We start from the raw sequence: 24892 nt of genomic DNA, 5'->3' as shown, positions 1-24892 counted from the left end.
GACGCGACCCTTCGCTGGCCTATTCGGCCGCGTCGAGGCGCGGACGCTCCACCGCGGTGCGACCGCGCCCGACCAGCTCGGCCGTGCGGAACGCGACTTCCAAGGCCTGCTCCGCGTTGAGTCGCGGGTCGCAGTAGGTGTGGTAGCGGTCTTGAAGGTCGTCCGCCGTCAGCGCGCGGGCGCCGCCCGTGCATTCGGTGACGTCCTTGCCGGTCATCTCCAGGTGGATGCCGCCCGGGATCGTGCCCTCGGCCGAGTGCACGCCGAAGAACCCCTCGATCTCCTGCATCACCCGCTCGAACGGACGCGTCTTGTAGCGGCCGGCCGAGATCGTGTTGCCGTGCATCGGATCGCACACCCACACGACGCTGCGGCCTTCGCGCTCGATCGCCCGCACCAGCCGCGGCAGGTGCTCGCCGACCTTGTCCGCGCCGAACCGGCAGATCAGGCTGAGGCGCCCGGCCTCGTTGCCCGGGTTCAGCGCGTCGGCGAGCCGGATCAGGCCGTCGGCGTCCATCGACGGGCCGCACTTGAGGCCGATCGGGTTGCGGATGCCGCGGGCGTACTCGACGTGGGCGTGGTCCGGCTGGCGGGTGCGGTCGCCGATCCACAGCATGTGGCCCGAGGTGGCGTACCAGTCGCCGGTCGTCGAATCGACGCGGGTCATCGCCTCCTCGTAGCCGAGCAGCAGCGCCTCGTGGCTGGTGTAGAAGTCGGTGGTCCGCACCTCCTGGTGCGTCTCCGGGTTGATCCCGATGGCGCGCATGAAGTCGAGCGCCTCCGTCATCCGTTCGGCGACGTCGGCGTAGCGGGAGGATTGCGGGCTGTCCTTGACGAAGCCCAGCATCCACCGATGCGAGTTCTCGAGGTTGGCGTAGCCGCCGGTGGCGAAGGCGCGCAGCAGGTTGAGCGTCGCCGCCGACTGGCGGTACGCTTCGAGCTGACGGCGCGGATCGGGGATGCGGGCCTCGTCCGTGAAGGTCAGCCCGTTGACGATGTCGCCGCGGTAGCTCGGCAGGCTGACGCCGTCGAGGGTCTCGGTCGGCGAGGAGCGCGGCTTGGCGAACTGCCCGGCGATGCGACCGACCTTCACCACGGGCGACGCGCCGGCGAAGGTGAGTACCAAAGCCATCTGCAGGAACACGCGGAAGAAATCGCGGATGTTGTCGGCCGAATGCTCGTCGAAGCTCTCGGCGCAATCGCCGCCCTGGAGCAGGAAGGCGTCGCCGGTCGAGACTCGCGCGAGCGCGGTCTTCAGCTTGCGCGCCTCGCCCGCGAAGACGAGGGGCGGGAAGCTCGCGAGCTGAGCCTCGACCGCTTCGAGGGCGGCCGGATCCGGATAGGCCGGCACCTGCTGGATCGGCAGGTCACGCCATGACTTCGGTGTCCAACGCTCGCCCATCACACACTCCCACGCACCTCGCGGCGCCTCTCCCGTGCGCGCCGAATCTGGGCGCGAAGCGCGGCTTATAGAGCGGTTTGTCCGGCTGGGCGAGATGAGGCGGGCGCGGGGCTGGGCGGATCGCAGGTCGCGGCGAGCGCCGGGGCGGATGGGTCAGCCTTCGCCGTCCTCGACCTCGATGCCGTGCTCGGCCAGGATCCAGAAGATCGCCTCCAGGTCCTCCGCCGAGACGTCGCGGGCGGGGAGCGCTTCCTCCAGGTCCTCGTAGGTCAGGCACCGGCTCTTGCGTGCCGTGGCCATGGCGAGGAGCGCGTCGATCGCGCCCTGGATGTCCGGCGCCAGCATCTCCCGGCTCGGGCCCGCCGTCGAGAAGGCCGGCCGGAGGGCGTCGGCCAGCAGGCCGTCGATGACGCGCTGCCGCCGCACCTGTGCGTCGTCGCCGGCCGGCTCCCGCTTGTCCGGGCCCCGCTTGCCGGGCTCGTCCTTGCCGGTGTCTCGTTTGCCGCTGTCTCGCTTGCCCATCGTGCGGATATGGCCCGGGAATGCGCGGCGTCGAGGGCCGATCGCGCGCGGATCGTCAGCCGACGGCGACGGGGTGCTTCGTCACCTGCGGAACCCGCATCGTCACGAGCTCTTCCGACGCCGTCGGATGCACCGCGATGGTACGGTCGAAATCCGCCTTGGTCGCGCCCATGGTCACCGCGATGCCGACCGCCTGGATGAGCTCGCCGGCATCGTGGCCGAAGACGTGCACGCCCACGACCTTGTCGCTGGCGCAATCGACCAGCACCTTCATCAGGACCTTCTCGTCGCGTCCCGAGAGCGTCGCCTTCATCGGGCGGAAGCTCGCCTTGAACACATCGATCCGGCCGTAGATTTCGCGTGCGGTGTCCTCGTTGTGGCCGACGACGCCGATCTCCGGCGTCGAGAACACCGCGGTCGGGATCAGGCGGTGATCGACGCAGGCCGGCCTGTCGCCGAACACGGTGTCGGCGAAGGCGTGGCCCTCGCGGATGGCGATCGGCGTGAGGTTGGCGCGGTTGGTGACGTCGCCGACCGCGTAGATCGAGGGCACCGCCGTCCGCGAGTAGGCGTCGACCGGGATCGCGCCGGCGGCGTCGGTCTCGATCCCGACCCGGTCGAGGCCGAGCCCGGCGACGTTGGGGCGACGCCCGGTCGCCATCAGCACTTGGTCGACGACGAACGTCTCGCCGTCGTCGAGGGTCGTGGCGATGCCGCCGTCGACCCGTTCGAGCTTGGCGAGGTTGCGCCCGAGCTTGAGCGAGAGCCGCTTCGCGTAGGCGTCGCCCAGCGCGTCGCGGATCTCGTCGTCGAAGCCGCGCAGCAGCCGGTCGCCGCGGTGGAGCAGCGCGGTCCGGCTGCCCAGGGCTGCGAACACGCCCGCGAACTCGACCGCGATGTAGCCGCCGCCGATCACCAGGATGCGCTCGGGCAGCGTCTCCAGCTCGAACACCTCGTTCGAGGTGATCGCCAGCTCCGCGCCGGGCACCGCCGGCTCCTTGACCGGGTGGGCGCCGACCGCGACCAGGATGACCTTGGCGGTGACGCGCCTGTCGCTGGCGACGAGGCGGACCGCGTGCGCGTCCTCGATCACCGCGCGCTCCGGCACCACGGTGACGCCGGCCCGGATCAGGTTGGCCTCGTAGATGCCTTCGAGCCGCGTCACCTCGGCGTCGCGCCGGCGCTTCATCACGCTCCAGTCGAAGCGCGGCGCCTCCACCGTCCAGCCGAAGCCGGCCGCGTCCTCGAATTCGTCGGCGAAGCGTCCGGCGTAGACCATGAGCTTCTTCGGCACGCAGCCGCGGATCACGCAGGTGCCGCCGACGCGGTACTCCTCCGCGAGCATCACGCGGGCGCCGTAGCCGGCCGCGATCCGGGCGGCGCGGACCCCACCGGAGCCGCCGCCGATCACGAACAGGTCGACGTCGTAGGTCTCGCTCATGACAGGGTCCGATCCGGCCCGGCCTCGGGCCGGGAAAGGGTGTGAGGCGTGGTGCGGCTCCTGGCATCCCGCAGCCAGGTGATGGCAGCGCCGAGGCCGGCCGTCCACCACGCCGCCCAGGTGTTGTGCTCGACGAAGGCGATGGCCGCCGCCGCCGCGACCAGGGCGAGCGCCGTCGCGCGCTCCCCCGCCGGCCAGGCGACGAGGGGTGCGAGCATCAGCATCAGGACCGCCGCCGCGAGTACGGCCCCGGCGGTTCCGAGCTCGGCCCAGACCTGGAGGAATGCGTTGTGCGGATGGCCGACGGCGAGCAGCGTCCGCATCTCCGGATCGAGCCGCGCGGCCACCGGCGCCTCGGCGAAGCGAGCCGACGTGCCGAAGCCGGCCCCGACCCACGGGTCCGCCGCAACGGCTGCGCCGAAGCTCCGCGCGATGGCGACGCGGGCGCGCGACGAGGAATGGACCAGCCGCTCGTGCGCCGCCTCCGGCATGAACTGGTCGAGCAGGTCGCCCTCGACCGGGGCCAACGCCACGGCGAGCCCGAGGCCGAGCCCGGCGAGGCCGACCGCGAGGCGGGCCGGCAGCAGGCGCCCGAGGACGAACATCGCAAGTCCCGCGGCAAGCCCCATGGCAGCCGCCCCGCTGACCGAGCGCAGGATGCCGAGCGCTGCGAAGGCCAAAGCCGCGAGCGCGACGACGCGCCGGCCCTGGCGCCACAGTACCAGGGCGAGCGGGCCGGCGACGACGGCAAGCGTGAGCGCGGGACGGTTGTAGACGAACTCCGCCATCCGCTGGCCGAGGGCGCGCTGCAGCGGCAGACCCGCGGCGAGGCCGACGGCGATGGTCAGCCCGGCGAGCACCACCATCGCGGCCGAGAGCGGCGCAGCGAAACCCGGGATGCGCCCCGGGGCGAGGCGGGCCAGCAGGTACGCGGCGACGAGGGTCGGCACGAACTCGCCGGCCATTCGCAGGGAAAGCGCCGGAAACGGCGTCCAGGCGAGCGTCGCGGCGCACCAGGCCAGGAACACCAGGGCCGCGAGGCCCGGCGGCGTCGCGAGCGGCGGCAACAGCAGGCGCCGCACCGCGCCGGCATCCTCAAGGCAGCGCCCGGCCAGGAACAGCAGCGCCGCGATGGCGACGACGAGGGGGCTCGAGCGGTTGGCCAGCGCCATCGCCAAGGGCAGCGCCGCGAGCGCGACGGCGCCGGCCGCGTAGAGGCGTCGGGACGGATGCACGGCGCGTTCTGCGGACAGCCCTACGGCCTACTGGAGCTGGTGCCCGCGCTTGCCCATCTCGGCGCGCACGCGGACCATGACGTATTCCGAGACTTCCTGGGTCCAGGTCTGCATCGCCTGGACCATCTCGTCGAGGATCTGCGGCTGCGTCTCGACGTAGCGCTTGCCGGCGGGCGAGCGGAAGAACGTCGCGATGTCCTGTAGCTCGGGTTCGGTCAGCTTGGTCGCGTAGATGCGAGCGGCGGTGTCGATGATGCGCTGCTTCTGCAGCTCCATCTCCGGGTTGAGCGAACGCAGCACCTCGTCGAGGTCCTTGGCCAGCTCGGGCCGCGTCACCGACTGCTGCTTGATCTGGTCGGCGAACGCCGGAATGATCGAATCGAACGAGCGGGCGATGCCCGAGCTCAGCATCACCTCGCGGGCGAGCGCGAGGTGGTTCGCGCTGATCGTCGGGGCGCCGCGGTTGGCCGGCGCGGCGGGCGCCGGTGCCGGCTTCGGCGGCGCGGCCTTCGGCGCCTGGGCGAGGGCCGGGCCGGCGACGAGGGCGGCCACCAGGGCGGGAAGGAGGCGGCGGGAGAGTACGGACATTCCGGACGTTCCTGAGCGAGGGGGGATGGGACGGCGACACCGATGCCGTCCCCGGTGCGCCGCTCGGCGGCGCGAAAGGGTTTATGCGAGGCTGCCGATTACGCTGACCTCGGCGCGGCCGTCGCGCTCCTCGGCGAGGATGGCTGCGGTGGCGATCCCGAGGAACAGGCCGTGCTCGACCACCCCGGGAACCGCCCAGAGCAGGGCCGACAACCGCTCCGCGTCGGCGATGCGGCCGAGGCGGGCGTCGAGGATGAGGTGGCCGCCATCCGTCGTCAGCGGCGCGACGCCGGACGTCACGCGCAGCGCGACGTCGCCGGCGCAGCCCGCGCGCGCGATCGCCGCCTCGACGCCGATCCGGGTCGCGGCGAGGCCGAAGGCGTTGACCTCGATCGGCAGCGGGAAGGCGCCGAGCGTCGCCACGCGCTTGGCCGCGTCGGCGATCACCACCATGCGGCGGCTGGCGCAGGCGACGATCTTCTCGCGAAGCAGGGCCGCGCCGCCGCCCTTGATCAGGCGGAGGTCGGCGTCGACCTCGTCGGCTCCGTCGATGGTGAGGTCGAGCTCGGGCAGCTCCTCCAGGGTCGCGAGGCGAATGCCCTCGCGCGTCGCCGCCGCATGGGTCGCCTCGGAGGTCGGCACGCCGACGACGTCGAGGCCGTCGCGGACGCGGGCCCCGAGGAGCGCGACGAAGGCCGCCGCCGTCGAGCCGGTGCCGAGCCCGAGCCGCATGCCCGGCTCGACCAGGTCGAGGGCGCGGGCGGCCGCCGCGCGGCGCAGGTCCGGGCCGCTCACGACGACGTCCCGCCGTCGGGTCTCGTGGAAGGGTGCATGCGCAGGGTGCCGGTTCGTCCCGTTCAGGTGCGGCACGCCCTAGCATGGCCGCCGCCGCGCCGGGAAGCCGCGGCGCCTGCCGAAACCGGCATTCGGATGACGGATCCGCCCGCATGCGCCCCGCCCGCGCCGCGTCAGGGCCGCCCGCCCTGCGGCGGCGTCGCGCTGGCGCCGGCGCGGCCCGGAACGTTGCCGACGAGGGGCGCCTGGGCGGCGCCTTCGGCGGAGGGGTTGGTCTGCTGGGTGCAGACGACCTGCTCCTTCTTCACCAGCACGAAGCAGATGCTCATCTCGCCGGTGCGGTAGTTCACCCGGAACACGCCCGCCTCGCGGGTGTGGCGCGTGGCGACGAGGCCGTATTCCGACGGGGGCTGCGCGCCGGCCCCCTCGCCCGCCGCGAAGCAGACCGTTAGGCCGATGCCGCCCCCGACGTCCTGCAGCCCGTACTGGCACGAGGTGACCTCACCCGTGACCTTGTCGACCCGGTACATGCGGTTGAGGTCGGCCTGCGGGGCCGGGACGAACTCGAACGAGGCGGCGGCGGCGGAAACCGGCGCGAGCAGGCAGAGGCCGAGGGCGAGCAGGCGGATGTTCATGGACGGTCCCGGGGTGTGACGCCCTCTCCTTTCACGGGGGTTTCGGGCAAGTCTGGGGCGTCGGATGTCGTCCGCGCCCCGAGGGGTGCCGGAAACTTGCCCCGTCCGCCGCGGGCGGCTAGCGAGGGCGCCATCCCCCGCCCCTTGCGAAAGCTCGCGATGTCCACCTTGCCGAAGATCGCCGTGTTCGACCTCGACGGCACCCTGGCCGAGACCGCGGGCGACCTGATCGGCACGCTGAACGTACTGCTGGTGCGCGAGGGCCTGCCGGAACTGCCGCTCGCGGAGGCGCGGGACCTGATCGGCGCCGGCGCCAAGGCGCTGATCCGCCGCGGCTTCGAGGCCGCCGGCAAGGGGCTGACGCCCGAACGGCACGAGGCGCTGTTCGCCGACTTCCTGGAGCATTACGGCGCGCACCTGTGCGACCGCTCGCACCTCTATCCCGGCGTGGTCGAGGCGCTCGACCGGCTCGAGGCCGAGGGTTTCCGGCTCGCCGTGTGCACCAACAAGGTCGAGCTCCACGCCGTCGACCTGCTCGACAAGCTCGGCATCGGCGGTCGCTTCGCCGCGATCTGCGGGCGCGCGACCTTCCCCTACAGCAAGCCCGATCCGCGCCACATCACCCTGACGATCGCCAAGGCCGGAGGCGACCCCGCGCGCGCGGTGATGGTCGGGGATTCCCGCGCCGACATCGATGCGGCCAAGGCCGCCGGCATCCCGGTGGTGGCGGTCACCTTCGGCTACACCGACACGCCGGTGGACCGGCTCGGGCCGGACCGGGTGATCGGGCATTTCTCCGAGCTCGCCGACGCGGTCGCCGAGCTGGTGCCGCCGCGGGCGTAGGCGTCTTCGTCCCTAAGCGTAGTCCTCCGGCACCTGCACCTTGCCCGCGCGCAGCACCGTGTAAAGGAACGGCACGAACAGAAGCGTCGCCGGCGTACCGAAGGCGATGCCGCCCATCACGGCGCGCGCCAGCGCCGCGTTCTGCTCGCCGCCCTCGCCCGTGCCGAGCGCCATCGGGATCAGCCCGAGGAACATCGCGCCTGCCGTCATCAGCACCGGGCGCAACCGGGTCTCGCCGGCCAGGAGCGCCGCCTCGATCGCCGAGCAGCCCGTCGCCTCGCGGTGCTCGCGGGCGAAGGTGACGAGCAGGATCGAGTTCGCCGACGCGATGCCCACCGACATGATCGCGCCGAACAGCGACGGGATCGAGAAGGTGGTGCCGGTGACGAACAGGCTCGCGACGATGCCGCAGAAGGCGAGCGGCAGCGCCGCCAGGACCACGAACGGGTCGCCCCAGCTCTGATAGTTCACCGCCATCAGCAGGTAGACCGCCACGAGCGCGATGCTGAGGCCGACGCCGAGGCGCACGAAGGCCGAGTCCATGTTCTCGATCTGCCCGCGCACGGTGATCTTGTCGGGGGCCGGCAGCGCCTTCTGCTCCTCGTCGACGATGGTGCGGATTTCTCGCGCCACCGAGCCGAGGTCGGAATCCTGCACCGCCGCGTAGATGTTGTAGGTCGGCGCGGTGTTGACGTGGTTCACCACCGTCTGCGTCGCCTGGCGGCGCACGGTCGAGACGCTGGACAGCAGGGTCAGCACGCCCGGCTGGTCGCTGTTGGCCCGCACCAGCAGCGGCGTGTTCTGAAGGTCGGTCAGCGAGGCGTTGCGGTATTCCGGCGTCTGCACCCAGAGTTGGTACGGGATGCCGGTCTTCGGATCGGTCCAGAAGTTCGGGGTCACTTGGAAGGAGCCCGACAGGGAGACGTTGAGCCCCTGCGCCACCTGCTGCTGCGTCAGCCCGAGTTCCGAGGCGAGACGGCGATCCACGTCGACGAAGAATTGCGGCGTGCCGACGATCTGGTGGAGGTGCACGTCGACGGCGCCCTTGGTCTCCTTCAGGCGGCGCACGATGTTCTGGGCGACCGCGAGGTCCTTCTCGGCGTTGCGCCCGGACACCTGCACGTCGATCTGCGCCAGCGTGCCGAAGTTGAGGATCTGCGTGATGATGTCGGAGGGCTGGAAGTAGACGATCACGTCGGGGAAGCGCTCGCGCAGCACCTCGCGGAGGCGCTTGGTGTAGGTGCCGACGTCGCCGTGGCCCTCGCGCAGGTTCACCAGCATCTGGCCGTCGTTGTAGCCGACGAAGGAGCCGTCCGAGAACGCGAAGTTGTAGTTGTTCGAGGGCAGGCCGATGTTGTCGAGGATCTGCTCGATCTCGCTCTCGGGGATCACCTCGCGCACCGTCGCGCCGATCGCCGCGAAGACCTGCTCGGCGGTCTCGATCCGCATGCCGGGGCGGGTGCGCAGGTGCAGCGTGAGCTGGCTCGAGGCCACCTGCGGGAAGTAGTCCCGCCCGACGAAGGTGAAGAGCCCGGCGGTGCCGGTGAAGACGAGGACGACGAAGGCGATCGTCGCGACGCGCCGGCGCACGACGACGTGGAGCAGGCCGAGATAGCCGCGGTGGAAGCGTTCGAAGCGAGCCTCGAAGCCGTTCCGGAACCGCTCGGCGAGGTGGAAGACCGGGCGCCCGAGCCAGCCGAGGGCGCGTGTCACACGCCCGCGCCGCGGCGGCGGGGCGGCGGCGTCGTGGTCGCCCCCGTGTCGCTCGACGTATTCGCGGGCGACCAGCACGTCGATCAGCACCGGCACGAGGGTGCGCGAGAGCAGGTACGAGGTCAGCATCGCGAACACGACCGCCAGCGCCTGCGGCGTGAAGAGATATTTCGGCGTGTCGGCCAGCGCGAAGACCGAGACGAAGGCCGCGCAGATCGACAGCGTCGAGATCAGCGTCGGCTTGGCGATGCTGGCCGCGCCCTCGACCACGGACTTGCGGAACGGCTCGCCCTCCTCGAACAGCCGGTAGGTGTTCTCGATCGCCACCGTGGCGTCGTCGACGAGGATGCCGACGGCGAGCGCCAGGCCGCCGAGCGTCATCACGTTGATGGTCTGGCCGAGCGCAGCGAGGATCGCCAGCGAGGTGAGGATCGAAAGCGGGATCGAGATCAGCACGACGATCGTCGAGCGCCACGACCCGAGGAACAGCAGGATCGTCAGGCCGGTCAGGCAGGCGGCGATGGCGGCCTCGTGGATCACGCCCTCGATCGCGGCGGACACGAACACCGACTGGTCGAACAGCGGCTTGATCGCCATGCCGTCGGGCGCCGCGGCCTGGATCTCGGGCAGCACCTTCTTGACGTTGTTGACCACGTCCAGCGTCGAGGCGGTGCCGTTCTTGAAGATCCGCATCAGCACCGAATGCAGCCCGTCCGAGCGCACGATGTTGACCTGCGGCGGCCCGCCGTCGCGGACGTAGGCGACGTCGCGCACCAGAACCGGCTGGCCGGCCACAACCTTGATCGGGATCTCGTTGAGGGCTGAGATCGCGTCCGGCGTGGCGTTGAGCAGGACCGGGTATTGCTGCTCGCCGATCTTCACGAGGCCCGAGGGCACCGTGAGGTTTTGGGCCGTCATCGCGTTGGTGACGTCGAGCGCGGTCAGGCCCAGGGCGCGCAGGGCCTGGAGGTCGAGGTCGACCATGATCTGGCGCGGGGTGCCGCCGAAGGGCGACGGCAGGGTCGAGCCCGGCACCTGAACCAGGCGCTGGCGGATGCGGTACTGCGCGTAGTCGTAGACCTTGGTCAGGCTCTCCTTCGTCGATGTCAGCGCGAGCTGGATCACCGGCACCGAGGAGGCCGAGAACCGCAGTACGATCGGCGGCTGCACGCCCGGCGGCATCGCCGAGCGGATCGAGTTCATCGCCGAGACGACTTGCGTGATCGCGAGGTCGACGCTGACCTCGCCATCGAAGTAGATCTTCTGGATCGCCGTGCCCTGAAGTGTCGTCGATTCCATCCGCTTGATGTTGTTGACGTTGTTCGAGAGCGAGAACTCGGCGTAGGTGGTGATCCGCCGCTCCATCTCCGGCGTGGACAACCCTGTGTAGGTCCAGACCACCACGACCACCGGGATGTCGACGATCGGCAGCACGTCCTTCGGCGCGACGACGATCGCGCCGCCGCCGGCGAGCATCATCAGCACGGCGAGCACGTAGGTGGTGATGCGAAACTTCAGCGCGTACTGGACGAGGCCCATTTGGTCTCCGCGACCCGGCTGCGGCCAGATCATCGCATCATGAATGCAGACGCCACCGAACGCGAGATTTGTTTCGCGATCATGTCGTTGCGCCGCGACGGCGAAGAGGCCGCAGCCGCGTCAGACTCGCCGCCCCCGGCCTGGACGCAGCTTCGGTGCCGGCTTGTCCGGCGCACCCGGGCAGATCCGGCGCAGCTGCGCCCACTCGGCCTCGCTCAGGATGCGCCGGCCGGATGCGGCGGCGCCGGCCTGCGCCCGGATCGTGGCGGCGCGTTCGCGGGTGAAGGGATGGGTGCGCAGGAAGTCCGGGTCGGTCTCCGCGTCGTCCTTGGCGATCCGCTCCAGCATCGTCGCGAGCGCGGCGGCGTCGCCGCCCGCCGCCTGCATCGTGGCGACGGAATAGGCGTCCGCCGCCCGCTCGGCGTCGCGGCTGTAGCCGGCCGAGAGCGCCGCCTGGCCGAGCGCGACGATGACCGTCGAGCCGGTGAGGTCCCCGAGCACGAGGCTGAGCAGGAACGAGGTGCCAGACGCCTGGATCAGCGCCCGCGTCGGATCGCGCAGGGCCACGTGGCCGAGCTCGTGCGCCAGCACGCCCGCGAACTCGTCGGCGCTTCGCGCCTTGGCGATCAGCTCCGAAAGCACGACGACGCGCGCGCCGGGCAGGGTCAGGGCGTTTGCCGTATTGTGCCGGCGCACCGTCACGGCGAGGTCGGACGGCAGGCCGCGACCGGACACGAGGCGGGCGACGAGGCGGTCGAGCACGGCCCGTCCCGCCGGGTCGGCGCAGGCCGGCGGATCGCCCATCAGGTCCAGCACCTGACCCTCGACCGCGGCGCCGAGACGCGCCTCGACGCCGTCCGGTACCAGGGGCGCGAGGAGGCCGGCCGCGACCGGCAGGCCGAGGGCGACCGCGAGGAGGATGGCGACGCCTGCCGCCAGCGACCCGACGACGAGGCGCCAGGTGCCGCCGGCCGTGTCGGCGCGCTTGCGCAGGTCGGGGCAGCGGATTGCGAGGATGGCGGCGAACGTCGCGTCTACTACCTCGACCTGCCCGGGATCGCCCGCGATCCCGAGGCGCAGGAGCGGCGCCTGCGCCTCGCGCGCCCTCAGGTCGTCGAGGTTCCAGTCGCGGTGCACGCCCGGCCCGGTGATCTCGAGGCGGTCGCCGAGGCGCAGGGTCACGTCGTGCGGCGCGGCGCTCCGGCCGTCGAACCAGCGGCCGGAAGCGGTGCTCGACGGCATCAGAACCCGATCTGCAGCGCGCCGCCCACGTCGAGCGCGTCGGCGAGGCCTTCGTTGAGGCCGCTGCCCGGCCCGTGCGTCGCCGCCAGGATCCGGTTCAGGCCGTCCGCGTCGGCGATGTCGGTCGTGGTCGCGACCGCGGCCCAGAGGCGGGCCTGGACGATGCGCACGTGCAGCACCGCGAAGGCGAGCGCGCCGCCGAGATAGAGCAGGCCGCCGCCGAGCGCCGCCGCCCAGGCGAAGCCGTTGCCGCCCGCGGCCCGCGCTGCGAGCCCGGCGAGGAGCGCGATCAGCCCGACCACCGCGACGAAGCCGAGGAGCGACAGCGCGTAGACGAGGTAGGGCCAGTAGAACTGCCGCGCCCGAAGGGTCGAGACGAGGCGGACCGGGCCCAGGCTTGCGGCGTTCAGACTCGCGGCGTTCATGAACACCTTGGCTTCGCGCGCGCGGTAGAGCGGAACCAGCAGGAGCGCGAGCGGAAGGCAGCACCCGGCCGTGACGCCGAGCGCGATCGCGAGGGTCGCGACGCGGCTGCCGCGATAGGCCGGGTTGAGGATGAGGTCGCCGGCCTTGCCGCCGGGCTTGGGCAGGATCAGGTCGGTCGGCAGGGTGAAGTCGTTGGCGGCGAGCAGCGCCAGCAGCACGGCGAGCACCGGGCCGAACGCCACCGCGTAGAACAGCAGCCACGGCCCGACGAGCGAGCGCCCGCGCGCATCAGACGCCATCCGGCTCGTGCCGACCCGGGTGTGGCCGATGCGGTAGCGTTCGAGGCTGGCGCGCATGAACGGGTAGGCGAGGCCCAGCGTCGCGAGCGTCAGCGTCCACCACAGGGCGGCGCGCGCGGCGTAGACGAGGCCCGATCCGTCCTGGCCGAGGCGGATGCCGCGCCACAGGGTGCGCATCGCCCGATAGCGCCGGCCGCGATAGATCGCGAACTGCCCGACCAGGAACAGCAGCACGAAGGAGAGGATCGCCGAGTACGGCGCCAGCGCCGGCACGGTGATGGCGAGGCCGAACAGGCCGACATAGATCACGATCAGCAGCGCGAGCGCCACGAGGAAGCCGAGGAAGAGCTCGCGCCCGGTGCCGGTGTATTCCGCCGGGCTGCCGTCGACGACGGTTCGGCTCCAGAAGAAGCGCCGCAGGTCGGTCATGTACCAGAAGCGGTAGATACCGAAGGTGACGAGCGAGAGCAGGAACCCGACCACCGCGAGCCCGGTGAGGCCGCGGAGCCGTGGGTCGAACGCGATCTCCCCGGTGCGCGGCATCGGTCCCCCTCCTCAGCCTGCGGTGGACGCGTGGTCAGCGCAGCAGCGCGGACTTCTCGACCTGGAGGGCGGCGGCGATCTCGTCGAGGGCCTTGTGCTCGACCTCGCTGATGCCGCCGAAGTCGGCGACGTCGGCGGCGATCAGGAAGATGTCCTGGCGCTGGTCGAGCGGCCGGTCGGCGACGGCCGCGACGTGACGCAGGTTCTCGATCCGCCCGGCCCGGGTCTTGGCGCGGGCGATGCCCTCGTAGAGCTCCTGCTCGATCCGCAGCGTGTCGTACGACTTCTGGAGGATCGGGTTGGCCCGCATCCCCGAGATCGCCGACTCGACCTCCTCCTCGTCGACGTCGCCGTCGGCGATCGTCACGTTGGCGGCGGCCGAGACCGCGGCCTGCAGGAACAGGCCGTCGCCGGCATAGGACATGATCGTCCGGCCGAACCGCAGAATGGCGTCCTGGAAGATGCTCATGCCTACCTCGCGTTCGCCCGACTCACGGGAAACGCCCTCTCCAAGTCAAGCGTTTTACGTCCCGCGACCGGGCCGCATCCTCGATCGATCGATCTTCGAACGCACCGCACGGTCAACAGCAGCGGAACCCGCTGGTGTTGCCGACGCCGAAGCGGGCGTTCTCCCGATGGCGGAAGAACTCGACCTCGCTCATCGGCGCCTGGTCGGGATGGGTGCGTGCGACGTGCGCGGCGTAGGCCGCATAGTCGCCCTGCCCGACCATCAGCCGCGCCCCGTCGCAGACGCATTTCGACAATGCCTTCCAGCGGTCGCGCAGGCTCTGCGAGGCGGCGTCCACCGGCCTACTCCGCCGCGACGATGCGGGCTTCGCTCTCGATCGCGGTCCAGCGGTCGGAGCGGAGCGCCTTCAGGCAGGCGGCGATGCCGAAGCCGGCGATCGCCACGACGAGGCCGATGAACAGGGCGGCCAGCACCGTGTCGATCCGGTCGTTCAGCACGATCTGGCTCATCTGGCCGAGGTCCTTGGCCGGTGCCAGCACCTTGCCCTCTGCGATCGCGCCCGCGTAGCGCTCGGCGTGGGCGAGGAAGCCGATCTTCGGGTCGGCGGAGAAGATCTTCTGCCAGCCGGCGGTGAGGGTGCAGATGCACAGCCACGCGGTCGGGATGATCGTCACGAACGCGTAGCGCTCGCGCTTCATCTTGAAGATCACCACCGTGCAGAGCGTCAGCGCGACGGCGGCCAGCATCTGGTTCGAGATGCCGAACAGCGGCCACAGGGTGTTGATGCCGCCGAGCGGGTCGGTGACGCCCTGGTAAAGGAAATAGCCCCAGGCGCCGACCGCGATGGCGGTGGCCAGGATGCTCGGAACCCAGGCGTTGGTCTGCTTGAACGCCGGCACCGCGAGGCCGACGAGGTCCTGCACCATGAAGCGGCACGCGCGCGTCCCGGCGTCGACCGCGGTGAGGATGAACAGCGCCTCGAACAGGATGGCGAAGTGGTACCAGAACGCCATCATGCCCTTGCCGCCGACGGCGCTGGAGATGATGTGCGCCATGCCGACGGCCAGCGTCGGCGCGCCGCCGGCGCGTGCGATGATGGTGTGCTCGCCGACGTCCTTGGCGGTCTGGACGATGACCTCCGGCGTCGTCGCGAAGCCGAGCTTGGTCACCGCGGCGGCCGCCGTCTCCGGCGTCGTGCCGAGGAGCGCCACCGGCGAATTCATGGTGAAGTACACGCCCGGGTCGATGACCGTGGCCGAGACCAGCGCCATCACTGCGACGAAGCTCTCCATCAGCATGCCGCCGTAGCCGATGAAGCGCGCGTCGGCCTCGCTGGCGATCAGCTTCGGCGTGGTGCCCGACGCGATCAGGGCGTGGAAGCCCGAGACCGAGCCGCAGGCGATGGTGATGAACAGGAACGGGAAGAGCTGGCCGGCCCAGACCGGACCGGTGCCGTCCACGAACTTCGTCACCGCCGGCATCTGCATGTGCGGGGCGACGAAGGCGATGCCCAGCGCGAGGCCCGCGATGGTCCCGATCTTGAGGAAGGTCGAGAGGTAGTCGCGCGGGGCGAGCAGCAGCCAGACCGGCAGGATCGAGGCGACGAAGCCGTAGCCGATCAGCATCCAGCAGAGCTGCGTGCCGGTGAAGGTGAAGGCCGGGCCCCAGACCGGGCTGTCGGCGATCGCGCCGCCGCCGAAGATCGCCGCCATCAGCAGGACGAAGCCGAGGATCGAGACCTCGCCGATCCGGCCGGGGCGGATGGTGCGGGTGTATACGCCCATCAGCATCGCGATCGGGATCGTCGACATCACGGTGAAGGTGCCCCACGGGCTCTCCGCCAGCGCCTTGACGACGATGAGCGCCAGCACGGCGAGCAGGATCACCATGATCAGGAAGGTGCCGAGCAGCGCGATGACGCCCGGGATGGTGCCGAGCTCGGTGCGGATCAGCTCGCCGAGCGAGCGGCCGTCGCGGCGCATCGACACGAACAGGACCAGGAAGTCCTGCACCGCGCCGGCGAGCACGACGCCAGCGAGGATCCAGAGCAGCCCCGGCAGGTAGCCCATCTGCGCCGCGAGCACCGGGCCGACGAGGGGGCCGGCGCCGGCGATCGCCGCGAAGTGGTGGCCGAACAGCACGCTCTTGTTGGTCGGGACGTAGTCGAGCCCGTCGTTGTGGCGGACGGCCGGCGTCTCGCGCTTCGCGTCGAGGCGCATCACCTTCTCGGCGATGAACAGCGCGTAGTAGCGGTAGGCGATGAGGTAGACGCAGATCGCCGCGACGACGAGCCAGAGGGCGTTCACCGCCTCGCCGCGCTCGACGGCGACGATGGCGAGCGCCGCCGCCCCCAATGCTCCGACCAGGGCCCAGGGGCCGTGCCTACCGATCGCGCCCATCGTTCCGCTCCCGAAGCCGGCTCTGAACGGCCGACGATCATGCGCGGTGATGCCGTACTTTTCGAGCGAGGAAAATCCCCCTCCCTCGGTCGAGTCGACACCCGCGCCGCGTTGTCGCGACGCGTCGCACCACCTGTGCGCTCATCGTTTGACGCTGCGACGCGCGATACCTAGACCGCACACACACCACACGAAACTGCACCACACGAAACCGCACGACACGAAACGGAGACGGATGATGGCGAAGGTCGCGTTCCTGGGGCTCGGCGTCATGGGCGCCCCGATGGCCGGGCATCTGGCCAAGAAGGGCCATTCGGTCACCGTCTACAACCGCACCGCCGCCAAGGCGGAGGCGTGGGTGGCGGCCAACGGCGGCGCGCACGCGCCGACGCCCCGCGCGGCGGCCGAGGGCGCCGAGATCGTGTTCGCCTGCGTCGGCAACGACGACGACCTCCGCGGCGTCGTGCTCGGGCCGGACGGCGCGCTCGCCGGCATGAAGCCGGGCGCGATCTTCGTCGATCACACCACCGCCTCGGCCGAGGTGGCGCGCGAACTCGCCGAGGCGGCCACCGAAGCGGGTGTCGGCTTCGTCGACGCCCCGGTCTCCGGCGGCCAAGCCGGCGCCGAGAATGGTGTGCTCACCGTGATGTGCGGCGGCGAGCAGGCGACCTACGACACGGTCGAGGGCGCGATCGGCGCCTACGCGCGGGCCTGCCGGCTGATGGGTCCGGTCGGCTCCGGCCAGCTTACCAAGATGGTCAACCAGATCTGCATCGCCGGGCTGGTCCAGGGGCTGTCCGAGGGCGTGCACTTCGCCAAGAAGGCCGGGCTCGACGTGGAGGCGGTGCTCTCGGTGATCTCGAAGGGGGCGGCCGGCTCTTGGCAGATGGAGAACCGCGGCGCGACGATGAACGCGGGCAAGTTCGACTTCGGATTCGCGGTCGACTGGATGCGCAAGGATCTCGGCATCCTCCTCGACGAGGCACGTCGCAACGGTGCCAAGCTCCCGGTCTCGGCCCTCGTCGATCAGTTCTACGCCGAGGTGCAGGCCATGGGCGGCAACCGCTGGGACACGTCGAGCCTCGTCGCGCGCCTGGAACGGTAAAAGGCCTCAGGCCAGCTCGGCCATCGCCGCCTCGGGCGAGAGCCAGCGCCAGTCCGCACCCATCTGGTGGCGAAACCAGGTGAACTGGCGCTTGGCGTAGCGGCGGGTGTCGGCCTGCCCGCGCACGATCGCCTCCTCGAGCCCGATCGCGCCATCGAGGTGGGCGATCAGCCCGGGCACCCCGTGCGCGCGCATCACCGGCAGCAGCGGGTCGAGGCGGCGTTCGTGAAGTGCCGCGACCTCGTCGAGGGCGCCCCGGTCGGTCATCGCGCGGAAGCGCAGGTCGATCCGGGCGCGCAGCTCGTCCCGCTCGGGTGCCAGGAAGATCTTCTGCAGCCTTCGTCCCGCAAGCGGGCCTGGCACGCGCTGGCCGTGGAACGCATCGATCGGCCGGCCGGTGGCGGCGTGAATCTCGAGCGCGCGCATCACCCGGGCGCGGTCGCTCGGCCGCAGCCGGGCGGCGCCGGCCGGGTCGCGTACGGCGAGGTCGGCATGCAGCGCCTCGGTCGGCCGACCCTCGCAGGCGGAGCGGATCGCTGTGCGCACCGCGTCCGGCACCGGCGGCAGGTCCGAGAGGCCTTCCTCCAGGCTGCGGAAGTACAGGCCGGTCCCGCCGACGAAGATGGGTAGCCGCCCGTCGAGGTCTGCCAGCAGGGCCGCGGAGTCCCGCGCGAAATGCCCGGCGGAGTAGTTCACTGCGCCGTCGACGTGTCCGTACAGACGATGCGCGACGCGCGCCTCCTCGACGCGATCCGGCCGGGCCGAGAGCACGCGAAGGTCGGCGTAGACCTGCATCGAGTCGGTGTTGACGACGACCCCGCCCTGACGAAGCGCCAGCGCCGTCGCGAGCGCCGACTTGCCCGAGGCGGTCGGCCCTGCAATGAGGATCGCCTCCGGCCGCCCCTGCGACGACGCATTTGAAAGCGGCAACACGAAATCGTCGGCTCCGATGACCCTTGTCGCGACCCTGATAGCAAACGAGGCCCGCCCCGCCATCACCGATGCGGTGCTGGCCGAGGCGCGGCTGGTGCTGGCGACCGAGCACCAGCCGCGCATCCTGCACGGCGAGGTCGCCGCCGAGGTTCTGCTGCCGGGCGCTCCCGCCGCCGCGGCGGCGCTGACTGAACGCCTGCGCACGGCGCTCGGCGGCGAGCCGATCGACGTCGCGGTGTTGCCGGCCGACGCGCACCGCCGCAAGCGCCTGTTCCTCGCCGACATGGACTCGACCATGATCGAGCAGGAATGCATCGACGAGCTCGCCGACACGATCGGCCTGAAGCAGCAGGTCTCCGAGATCACCGAGCGCGCGATGCGCGGCGAGATCGCCTTCGAGCCCGCGTTGCGCGAGCGCGTCGCCCTGCTCCGCGACGTGTCGGCCGGGGTGGTGGACGCCCTGATCCGCGACCGGCTGACCCTGACCCCGGGCGGCCGCACGCTGGTCCACACGATGAGCGCGCACGGGGCGCGCACCTGCCTCGTCTCCGGCGGCTTCACGCTGTTCACCGGGCCGATCGCCGAGGCGCTCGGGTTCGACGAGCATCACGCCAACCGGCTCGGGCTTGCGGGTGGACGCCTCACCGGCCTCGTCGACGATCCGATCGTCGGGCGCGAGGCCAAGCGTGCGACGCTGATCGCCCTGCGCGACGGCCTCGGCCTCGCGCCGACGGAGACGCTGGCGGTCGGCGACGGGGCGAACGACCTCGACATGCTCGGGGAAGCCGGTCTCGGCGTCGCGTTCCGTGCCAAGCCCGCGGTGGCGGCGGCGGCGAAGGTCCGCATCGAGCACGGCGACCTCAGCGCGCTGCTTTACCTGCAAGGCTACATGGCGAGCGAATTCGTCGCCTGACCGTCATCAGTGCAGGCTGCGGACGAGCGCGACGACCGCCCCGAGGATCGCGACGGTCTGAAACCCGATCATCCCGAACATCGACTCGATGATGTCGGATTTCGCCGTGGCGATGTCCGCGCGGGCCGAGAGGCGCAGAGCTTCGATGTCGGCCTTCGTCACGATCCGAAGCGCTTCGATGTCGTGCCGGACGTCCACGATGTCACCCTTGGTGGGGATACCGCTGGCGAACACCTCGGGCATGGCGTCGGGCATCCCCTCAGCCTGCTCCGGCGTGAGGTGCGCCTTCTCACGCAGGCTGCGCGCGAACTTCAGCGTATCGAAGGCGACGGCATTCACGGGGTCGGCTGCCTCGCGCACGGGCTCTCATCGGAAACGGAGGGCGACCGGTTCGGTCCGCGCATGCAAGGCGTCAGCGTGTTCCCATCCGCCACGAACGAGAACGCCGCCGCTCGGAATGGGCGGCGGCGTCAGGTGTCGCGGTCGCCTCAGCGGTCGATCAGTCGAGGCCGATCGCCACGAACCGCACGTCGCCGGTGGCGCTCGCCACCAGCAGCAGGACGGACTTGCGAGCGTCCTTCCGCAGGGCTTCGACGCGCTTGGTCACGTCGGCGGGCGTGTTGACTGCTTCCTGGCCGACCTCGACGATCACCTCCCCGGGCTGGATGCGCTTGTCGGCCGCCGTCGAGTTCGGGTCGACCCGGGTGACGACCACGCCCTTCACGCCGTCCTTGATGTTGTACTTGCGCCGAAGCTCGTCGGTGAGGCCCGACAGATTGAGGCCAAGTGCTTGGCGGGTCGCATTCTCGGGCTCCGGCTGGCGCAGGTTGGCGAGCTGAGGCTTGTCGCTGTCCTCCAGGCGGCCGAGCGTGACCGACTTCGTGCTCTCCTCGCCCTTGCGGACGACCACGACGTCGACCTTCTGCCCGACTGGCGTCGAGGCGACGATGCGCGGCAGGTCGCTCGAGGCCTTCACCGGCGTACCGTTGAACTTGACGATCACGTCGCCGACTTCGAGACCCGAGGTCTTGGCCGGGCCCTTCTCGTCGACTCCGGCCACCAGGGCGCCCTTGGCGCCTCCCTTGAGCCCCAGCGCCTCGGCGGTGGCGTCGTCCACGTTTTGGATGCGCACGCCGAGCCAGCCGCGGCGGACCTCGCCGAACTCGCGAAGCTGGTCGATCACCGGCTTGGCCGAGCTCGACGGGACGGCGAAGCCGATGCCGACGGAGCCGCCGGTCGGCGACAGGATCGCCGTGTTGATGCCGATCACCTCGCCGTCCATGTTGAACAGCGGGCCGCCGGAATTGCCCTTGTTGATGGCCGCGTCGGTCTGCAGGTAGTTGTCGTAGGGGCCCGACTCGATGTTGCGCCCCCGCGCCGAGACGATGCCGGCCGAGACCGAGCCGCCGAGCCCGAACGGGTTGCCGATCGCGATCACCCAGTCGCCGGCGCGCATCTTGTCCGAATCGCCGAAGGGCACCGCCTTGAGCGGCCGCTCCGCCGTCGGCTTCACGCGCAGGACGGCCAGGTCGATCTTCGAATCCTTGCCGATGATCTCGGCCTTCAGCTTGGTCCCGTCGTGCAGGATCACCTGGATGTCGTTGGCGTCGCCGATGACGTGGTTGTTCGTGACGACGATGCCCGACGCGTCGATGATGAAGCCGGAACCGAGCGAACTCGACTTGCGCTGCTGGCGCGGATTCTCGCTCTCGCCGCGCTGCTCGTTGCCGCCGCGTCCGCCGCGCTTGTTGAAGAACTCCTCGAACAGGTCCTCGAACGGCGTGCCCGGCGGCAGCTGCGGTCCTGCGCGGTTGCCGGGGCGCGCTTCGACGGTGGTCGAGGCTGAGATGTTGACGACAGCGTCGTCCACCTTCTCCGCGAGGTCGGCCAACGATTCCGGGCCCTTGGCGTAGGCTGGCATCGCCACCGACGAGGACGCGATCAGGATCGCGGCGGCGACCGTTCGCGCTGAGCGGCGGAACCGGGCGAAGGGATGCGCGGGCGCGCTCGCGACGGGGTACATGATCGACCTCTTCAAGAACGCGTTTCCGGAGCTGCTTCTTATGGACCGTCAGGACGGCCGGCGGTTCGTCCGCCACCTTTCAAGATCGTCGGCGGCCCGCCCGCTTCAAGGGCGGGCCGCCTGCATCATCGTCAGCGCGCGGTGCCGGTCGAGCCTGTCGTCGCGGACGGGTCGGCGCCTCGCGGCGCGCCGCCCTGGGCCGCCTTGCCCTGCGGATCGCTGAAGTAGCGGAAGAAGTCCGAATTCGGGCTCATCACCAGCCGGGTCTCGGAGCCCTTCAGCCCGGTCTCGTAGGCCTGCATCGAGCGGTAGAAGCTGAAGAAGCTCGGGTCCTTGCCGAAGGCTTCGGCGAGGATGCGGTTCTTGTCCGCGTCGCCCTGACCCCGAAGCTTCTCGGCCGTCTGCGTCGCGTCGGCGAGGATCACGGTGACGTCGCGGTCTGCCTTGGCCTTGATCGTCGCGGCGATCTGGTCGCCGTTGGCGCGGATGTCGGCGGCTTCGCGCTCGCGCTCCGTCTTCATCCGGCGGTAGACCGCGACGCTGTTCTGCGCCGGAAGGTCCACGCGGGTCATGCGCAAGTCGACGATCTGCACGCCGAGCGCCTTGGCCTCACGGTTCACGTCCTCCTGGATCTGGTTCATCAACCGGGTGCGCTCGGTCTTGACGATGGCGTCGCGGGTCGAGCGGGCCAGCACGTTGCGCAGGGACGAGTTGGTGAAGCTCGCCAAGCGCTGATTGGCCAGCGCGACGTTGTTCACCGACTGGTAGAACCGCAGCGGGTCGATGATGCGGTAGCGGGCGAAGGCGTCGACCTCCAGGTTCTGGCGGTCGGCCGTCAGCAGGGTCTGTACCGGCAGGTCGAGGTCGAGGACGCGCTTGTCGAACAGTACGACGTTCTCGACGAAGGGCAGCTTGAAGTAGAGTCCCGGCTTGTCCTCGCCGGTCTGGTTCAGGACGGCGCGGACGCGGCCGAACTGGAGCACCAGGGCCTGCTGCATCTGCCCGACGGTGAAGACCGAGGCGTAGAAGGCGAGCGCGAGCGCGGCGGCGATGACCGCCGAGCCGGTGCGGATGGCCTGTGCGTTCATCGGGCCGCTCCATTCGTCTGCGCCGGGGCGGGGGTGCGGGACCCGAATTCGGCCAGCGGCAGCACGGGCACGACGCCCGCCGCACCAGTCGCGCCGGAACCGGCGACGCCCTGGTCGATGATCACCTTGTTCACGGAGCCCAGCACCTTCTCCATCGTCTCCAGGAAGATCCGCTCGCGGCTGATCGTCGGCGCGGTCTTGTAGGAGGCGTAGACCTCGTCGAAGCGCGCGGCCTGTCCGGTCGCGTCGGCGGTGGCCTTGGTCTTGTACGCTTCCGCCGCCTGGACGATCTGCGAAGCGCGCCCGCGGGCCTGCGGAACCTCGCGGCTCGCGTAGGTCTTCGCCTCGTTCTGCGCCGTGTCGGCGTCCTGCTGCGCCGCGTTCACGTCGATGAAGGCGGGCCGGACCTCCGGCGGTGGGTTGACGCTGACGAGCTGCACCACCTCGATGCGGACGCCGGCGCCGTACTCGTCGAGGGCGTTCTGGGTGATCTCCTTGACCTCCTGGGCGACGCTCGACTGCTCGTTCGTCAGGATCGCCTGAATGTTGCGGCGGCCCACGACCTCGCGCATCGCGCTCTCGGCGATCGCCTTGATCGTGCCCTCGGGGTTCTGGAGGTTGAACACGTAGTCCGAAGCCTTCAGCGGGTTCACGCGCCACTGCACCTCGAAGTCGAGGTCGACGATGTTCTCGTCGCCCGTGAGCATCAGGCTCTCGTCTGGCATGTCCCGGGTGCGCGCCTGGGCGCCGCCGGCGGACCGGAAGCCGACCTGGATCGAGTTCACCTGTCCGACGTTCGGCTTGATCACGCCGCCGACCGGATAGGGGAAGTTGTAGCGCAGGCCCTCTCCCTTCGAGCCGACGTAGCGGCCGAAGATCGTCTCGATGCCGACCTGGTTGGGGGCGACCGTGTAAAAGCCCGTCGCGAGCCACAGGCCCACGGCCAGCGCCCCGATCACCACGAAGCTCTTGCCGCCGCCGAGCGAGCCGCCAGGCATGACGCCGCGCAGGCGGTCCTGGCCGCGCCGCAGGAGGTCCTCGAGATTGGGGGGCGTCTTACCGCCGCCGCCGCCACCGCCGCTGCCCCAGGGGCCGCCGCCATTGCCGCCGCCGCCACGACCCCAGGGACCTCCCCCGCCGCCACCGCCGCCGCTCTGATTGCTCCAAGGCATGCTAGCCGTCTTCTCCTGCCTGCTGCGGGGTCGCCCGCGCGCCAACGATTCGAACCGCCCACGCGGCCCGCGACCGTGTCCAAACCTGCCCGGATGAGGCAGCCACCGGAACGAGCGGAGGCCTACGCACCTGCGAGGGACCGTCGCCTGCTGTCAAGGCAGGCAGGTGGGCATCGCCGCCCCCTTTGGCAACCGCGACCCGACGCCCCTGCACATCCGTGCGAAATCGTGGTTTTCACGGGATGCGTTCGAGGTCCACGAACGTGTAGGCGTGCTCGTCGTGCGGGCCGGCCGGATGGGCCTCGCGGAAGGTCTCGCGAAACACGCTCCGGTCGAAGTCCGGGAAGCGCACGTCGCCCTCGGGACTCGCCGCCACCTCGGTCAGCCGCAGCGCGTCGGCGTGGGGCAGCGCGAGCCGGTAGATCTCGGCGCCGCCGACCACCATCAGTTCCTCGGCCGAGGCCGCCGCCAGCGCCTGCGCCCAATCGTGCACCGTCTCGACGCCCTCGACCATGAAGCCGCGGTCGCGGGTCAGCACCAGCGTGCGCCGCCCGGGCAGCGGGCGGCCGATCGAGGCGTAGGTCTTACGGCCCATCAGCATCGGCTTGCCCATGGTGACGGCCTTGAATCGCTTGAGGTCCCCGCGCAGGTGCCACGCGAGCCCGTTGTCCCGGCCGATCACGCCGTTCTCGGCCAGGGCCACGACGAGGATGATCCGCGGCCGCGCGCCGGCGATCGAAGCGGGCATCAGACGGCCACCGGTGCGCGGATCGCGGGATGGGGGTCGTAGCCCTCGATCGCGATGTCCTCGTAGCGGAAGGCGAACAGGTCGCGGATCTCGGGGTTGAGGCGGAGCGTCGGCAGCGGGCGCGGCGCGCGGGCGAGTTGGAGGCGCGCCTGGTCGAGGTGGTTTCGGTAGAGGTGCGCGTCACCGAAGCTGTGGACGAAGTCGCCGGGCCGGAGCCCCGTCACCTGCGCGATCATCGCGGTGAGGAGCGCGTAGCTCGCGATGTTGAACGGCACGCCGAGGAAGGCGTCGGCCGAGCGCTGGTAGAGCTGGCACGAGAGGCGCCCGTCCGCGACGTAGAACTGGAACAGGCAGTGGCAGGGCGCCAGCGCCATCCGGTCGAGGTCGGCCGGATTCCAGGCCGAGACGACGAGGCGGCGCGAATCGGGGTTGCGGCGGATCTCCTCGACGACCCAGGCGATCTGGTCGACGGTGCCGCCGCCGGGCTTCTCCCAGGAGCGCCACTGCTTGCCGTAGACCGGGCCGAGGTCGCCGTCCGCGTCGGCCCACTCGTCCCAGATCGTCACCCCGTTGGCGCGCAGCGCGGCGACGTTGGTGTCCCCGGTCAGGAACCACAGCAGCTCGTGGACGATCGAGCGCAGGTGCAGCTGCTTCGTCGTGACCAGCGGAAAGCCACGATCGAAATCGAACCGCATCTGGTGCCCGAACACCGAGAGGGTGCCCGTGCCGGTGCGGTCTTCCTTGGCGCAGCCCTCGTCGAGGATGCGGGTGAGCAGGTTGTGATACGCGTCCATCGGCGACCTTCCTGCCCGCCTTCGC

Annotated in this window: 23 protein-coding genes; 3 read left to right on the top strand and 20 right to left on the bottom strand. The window is 70.8% G+C overall.

The window, feature by feature from the left end; all coding sequences use genetic code 11:
* Positions 1-19: 19 nt before the first annotated feature.
* The 7 genes from MFF13_RS05865 to MFF13_RS05835 all read right to left on the bottom strand — a co-directional run bounded on the left by MFF13_RS05865 (position 20) and on the right by MFF13_RS05835 (position 6618).
* Positions 20-1402, bottom strand: a complete 1383-nt coding sequence (locus MFF13_RS05865) for a class II 3-deoxy-7-phosphoheptulonate synthase (RefSeq protein ID WP_147753176.1) — start codon at positions 1400-1402, stop codon at positions 20-22.
* Positions 1403-1555: 153 nt separating this feature from the next.
* Positions 1556-1924, bottom strand: coding sequence for an RNA polymerase sigma factor region1.1 domain-containing protein (locus tag MFF13_RS05860; protein WP_147828164.1), 369 nt, complete (start codon positions 1922-1924; stop codon positions 1556-1558).
* A gap of 55 nt (positions 1925-1979) precedes the next feature.
* Positions 1980-3365, bottom strand: a complete 1386-nt coding sequence (gor, locus tag MFF13_RS05855) for a glutathione-disulfide reductase (RefSeq protein WP_238271367.1) — start codon at positions 3363-3365, stop codon at positions 1980-1982.
* Complete coding sequence (locus MFF13_RS05850; protein ID WP_147828208.1) at positions 3362-4537, bottom strand: O-antigen ligase family protein; 1176 nt, start codon at positions 4535-4537, stop codon at positions 3362-3364. The genes gor and MFF13_RS05850 overlap by 4 nt, the downstream gene beginning before the upstream one ends.
* A 90-nt stretch (positions 4538-4627) precedes the next feature.
* Positions 4628-5188, bottom strand: a complete 561-nt coding sequence (locus MFF13_RS05845; protein WP_147828162.1) for a DUF2059 domain-containing protein — start codon at positions 5186-5188, stop codon at positions 4628-4630.
* Positions 5189-5269: 81 nt separating this feature from the next.
* A complete protein-coding gene (gene rpiA, locus MFF13_RS05840) occupies positions 5270-5983 on the bottom strand; it encodes a ribose-5-phosphate isomerase RpiA (protein ID WP_147761523.1) in 714 nt (237 codons plus the stop codon).
* 173 nt (positions 5984-6156) lie between these two features.
* Complete coding sequence (locus tag MFF13_RS05835; protein ID WP_147761522.1) at positions 6157-6618, bottom strand: hypothetical protein; 462 nt, start codon at positions 6616-6618, stop codon at positions 6157-6159.
* Between the two features lie 159 nt (positions 6619-6777).
* On the opposite strand from MFF13_RS05835, the gene MFF13_RS05830 reads away from it, so the two are divergent.
* Entirely contained in the window at positions 6778-7461 is a 684-nt protein-coding gene (locus tag MFF13_RS05830) for an HAD family hydrolase (protein ID WP_147828161.1), read from the top strand.
* Between the two features lie 12 nt (positions 7462-7473).
* Here the strand turns inward: MFF13_RS05830 and MFF13_RS05825 are convergent, their stop codons facing one another.
* The 6 genes from MFF13_RS05825 to MFF13_RS05800 all read right to left on the bottom strand — a co-directional run bounded on the left by MFF13_RS05825 (position 7474) and on the right by MFF13_RS05800 (position 16091).
* Positions 7474-10713: an efflux RND transporter permease subunit gene (locus MFF13_RS05825; RefSeq protein ID WP_238271365.1), complete on the bottom strand. Its 3240-nt coding sequence runs from the start codon at positions 10711-10713 to the stop codon at positions 7474-7476.
* Positions 10714-10833: 120 nt separating this feature from the next.
* On the bottom strand, positions 10834-11955 hold the full coding sequence (locus MFF13_RS05820) for a M48 family metallopeptidase (RefSeq protein WP_147828159.1): 1122 nt from the start codon (positions 11953-11955) through the stop codon (positions 10834-10836).
* Positions 11955-13223, bottom strand: a complete 1269-nt coding sequence (locus MFF13_RS05815) for a DUF898 family protein (protein WP_238271363.1) — start codon at positions 13221-13223, stop codon at positions 11955-11957. Before MFF13_RS05815 ends, MFF13_RS05820 begins: the two co-directional genes overlap by 1 nt.
* Before the next feature lie 34 nt (positions 13224-13257).
* Positions 13258-13692: a tellurite resistance TerB family protein gene (locus tag MFF13_RS05810; RefSeq protein WP_147753323.1), complete on the bottom strand. Its 435-nt coding sequence runs from the start codon at positions 13690-13692 to the stop codon at positions 13258-13260.
* A 112-nt stretch (positions 13693-13804) separates the two neighbouring features.
* Positions 13805-14029, bottom strand: a complete 225-nt coding sequence (locus MFF13_RS05805) for a YbdD/YjiX family protein (protein WP_147753324.1) — start codon at positions 14027-14029, stop codon at positions 13805-13807.
* 4 nt (positions 14030-14033) lie between these two features.
* Positions 14034-16091, bottom strand: coding sequence for a carbon starvation CstA family protein (locus MFF13_RS05800; RefSeq protein WP_147761517.1), 2058 nt, complete (start codon positions 16089-16091; stop codon positions 14034-14036).
* Between MFF13_RS05800 and MFF13_RS05795 the strand changes: the two genes are divergently transcribed.
* Entirely contained in the window at positions 16024-17196 is a 1173-nt protein-coding gene (locus MFF13_RS05795; protein WP_348644081.1) for an NAD(P)-dependent oxidoreductase, read from the top strand. The two genes, MFF13_RS05800 and MFF13_RS05795, sit on opposite strands and share 68 nt — an antisense overlap.
* Before the next feature lie 6 nt (positions 17197-17202).
* Here the strand turns inward: MFF13_RS05795 and miaA are convergent, their stop codons facing one another.
* Positions 17203-18126 carry a tRNA (adenosine(37)-N6)-dimethylallyltransferase MiaA gene (miaA, locus tag MFF13_RS05790; protein ID WP_373322488.1) on the bottom strand — a complete coding sequence of 308 codons (924 nt, stop codon included), beginning with the start codon at positions 18124-18126 and terminating at the stop codon, positions 17203-17205.
* Positions 18127-18145: 19 nt separating this feature from the next.
* On the opposite strand from miaA, the gene serB reads away from it, so the two are divergent.
* On the top strand, positions 18146-19042 hold the full coding sequence (gene serB / locus MFF13_RS05785; protein WP_238271359.1) for a phosphoserine phosphatase SerB: 897 nt from the start codon (positions 18146-18148) through the stop codon (positions 19040-19042).
* Between the two features lie 6 nt (positions 19043-19048).
* On the opposite strand, the gene MFF13_RS05780 is transcribed toward serB, so the two are convergent.
* The 6 genes from MFF13_RS05780 to MFF13_RS05755 form a co-directional block, all read right to left on the bottom strand.
* Positions 19049-19402, bottom strand: coding sequence for a DUF1640 domain-containing protein (locus MFF13_RS05780; protein WP_306422415.1), 354 nt, complete (start codon positions 19400-19402; stop codon positions 19049-19051).
* Positions 19403-19541: 139 nt separating this feature from the next.
* Complete coding sequence (locus MFF13_RS05775) at positions 19542-21065, bottom strand: DegQ family serine endoprotease (protein ID WP_147828206.1); 1524 nt, start codon at positions 21063-21065, stop codon at positions 19542-19544.
* Positions 21066-21196: 131 nt separating this feature from the next.
* Positions 21197-22153, bottom strand: a complete 957-nt coding sequence (gene hflC, locus MFF13_RS05770; protein WP_147753329.1) for a protease modulator HflC — start codon at positions 22151-22153, stop codon at positions 21197-21199.
* Positions 22150-23325, bottom strand: coding sequence for an FtsH protease activity modulator HflK (hflK, locus tag MFF13_RS05765; protein ID WP_147828154.1), 1176 nt, complete (start codon positions 23323-23325; stop codon positions 22150-22152). Before hflK ends, hflC begins: the two co-directional genes overlap by 4 nt.
* Before the next feature lie 235 nt (positions 23326-23560).
* The gene (locus MFF13_RS05760; protein ID WP_147828153.1) at positions 23561-24073 is read right to left on the bottom strand and encodes a dihydrofolate reductase; all 513 of its coding nucleotides are present in this window, start codon (positions 24071-24073) and stop codon (positions 23561-23563) included.
* On the bottom strand, positions 24073-24867 hold the full coding sequence (locus tag MFF13_RS05755; RefSeq protein WP_238271356.1) for a thymidylate synthase: 795 nt from the start codon (positions 24865-24867) through the stop codon (positions 24073-24075). The genes MFF13_RS05760 and MFF13_RS05755 overlap by 1 nt, the downstream gene beginning before the upstream one ends.
* Between the last annotated feature and the right edge of the window lie 25 nt (positions 24868-24892).

Origin of the sequence: Methylobacterium cerastii, from assembly GCF_022179125.1 — a bacterium.
Taxonomy (GTDB): domain Bacteria; phylum Pseudomonadota; class Alphaproteobacteria; order Rhizobiales; family Beijerinckiaceae; genus Methylobacterium; species Methylobacterium cerastii.
The sequence above is the reverse complement of the archived record's forward strand: the minus strand, read 5'-3'. Positions and strand labels throughout refer to the sequence as shown.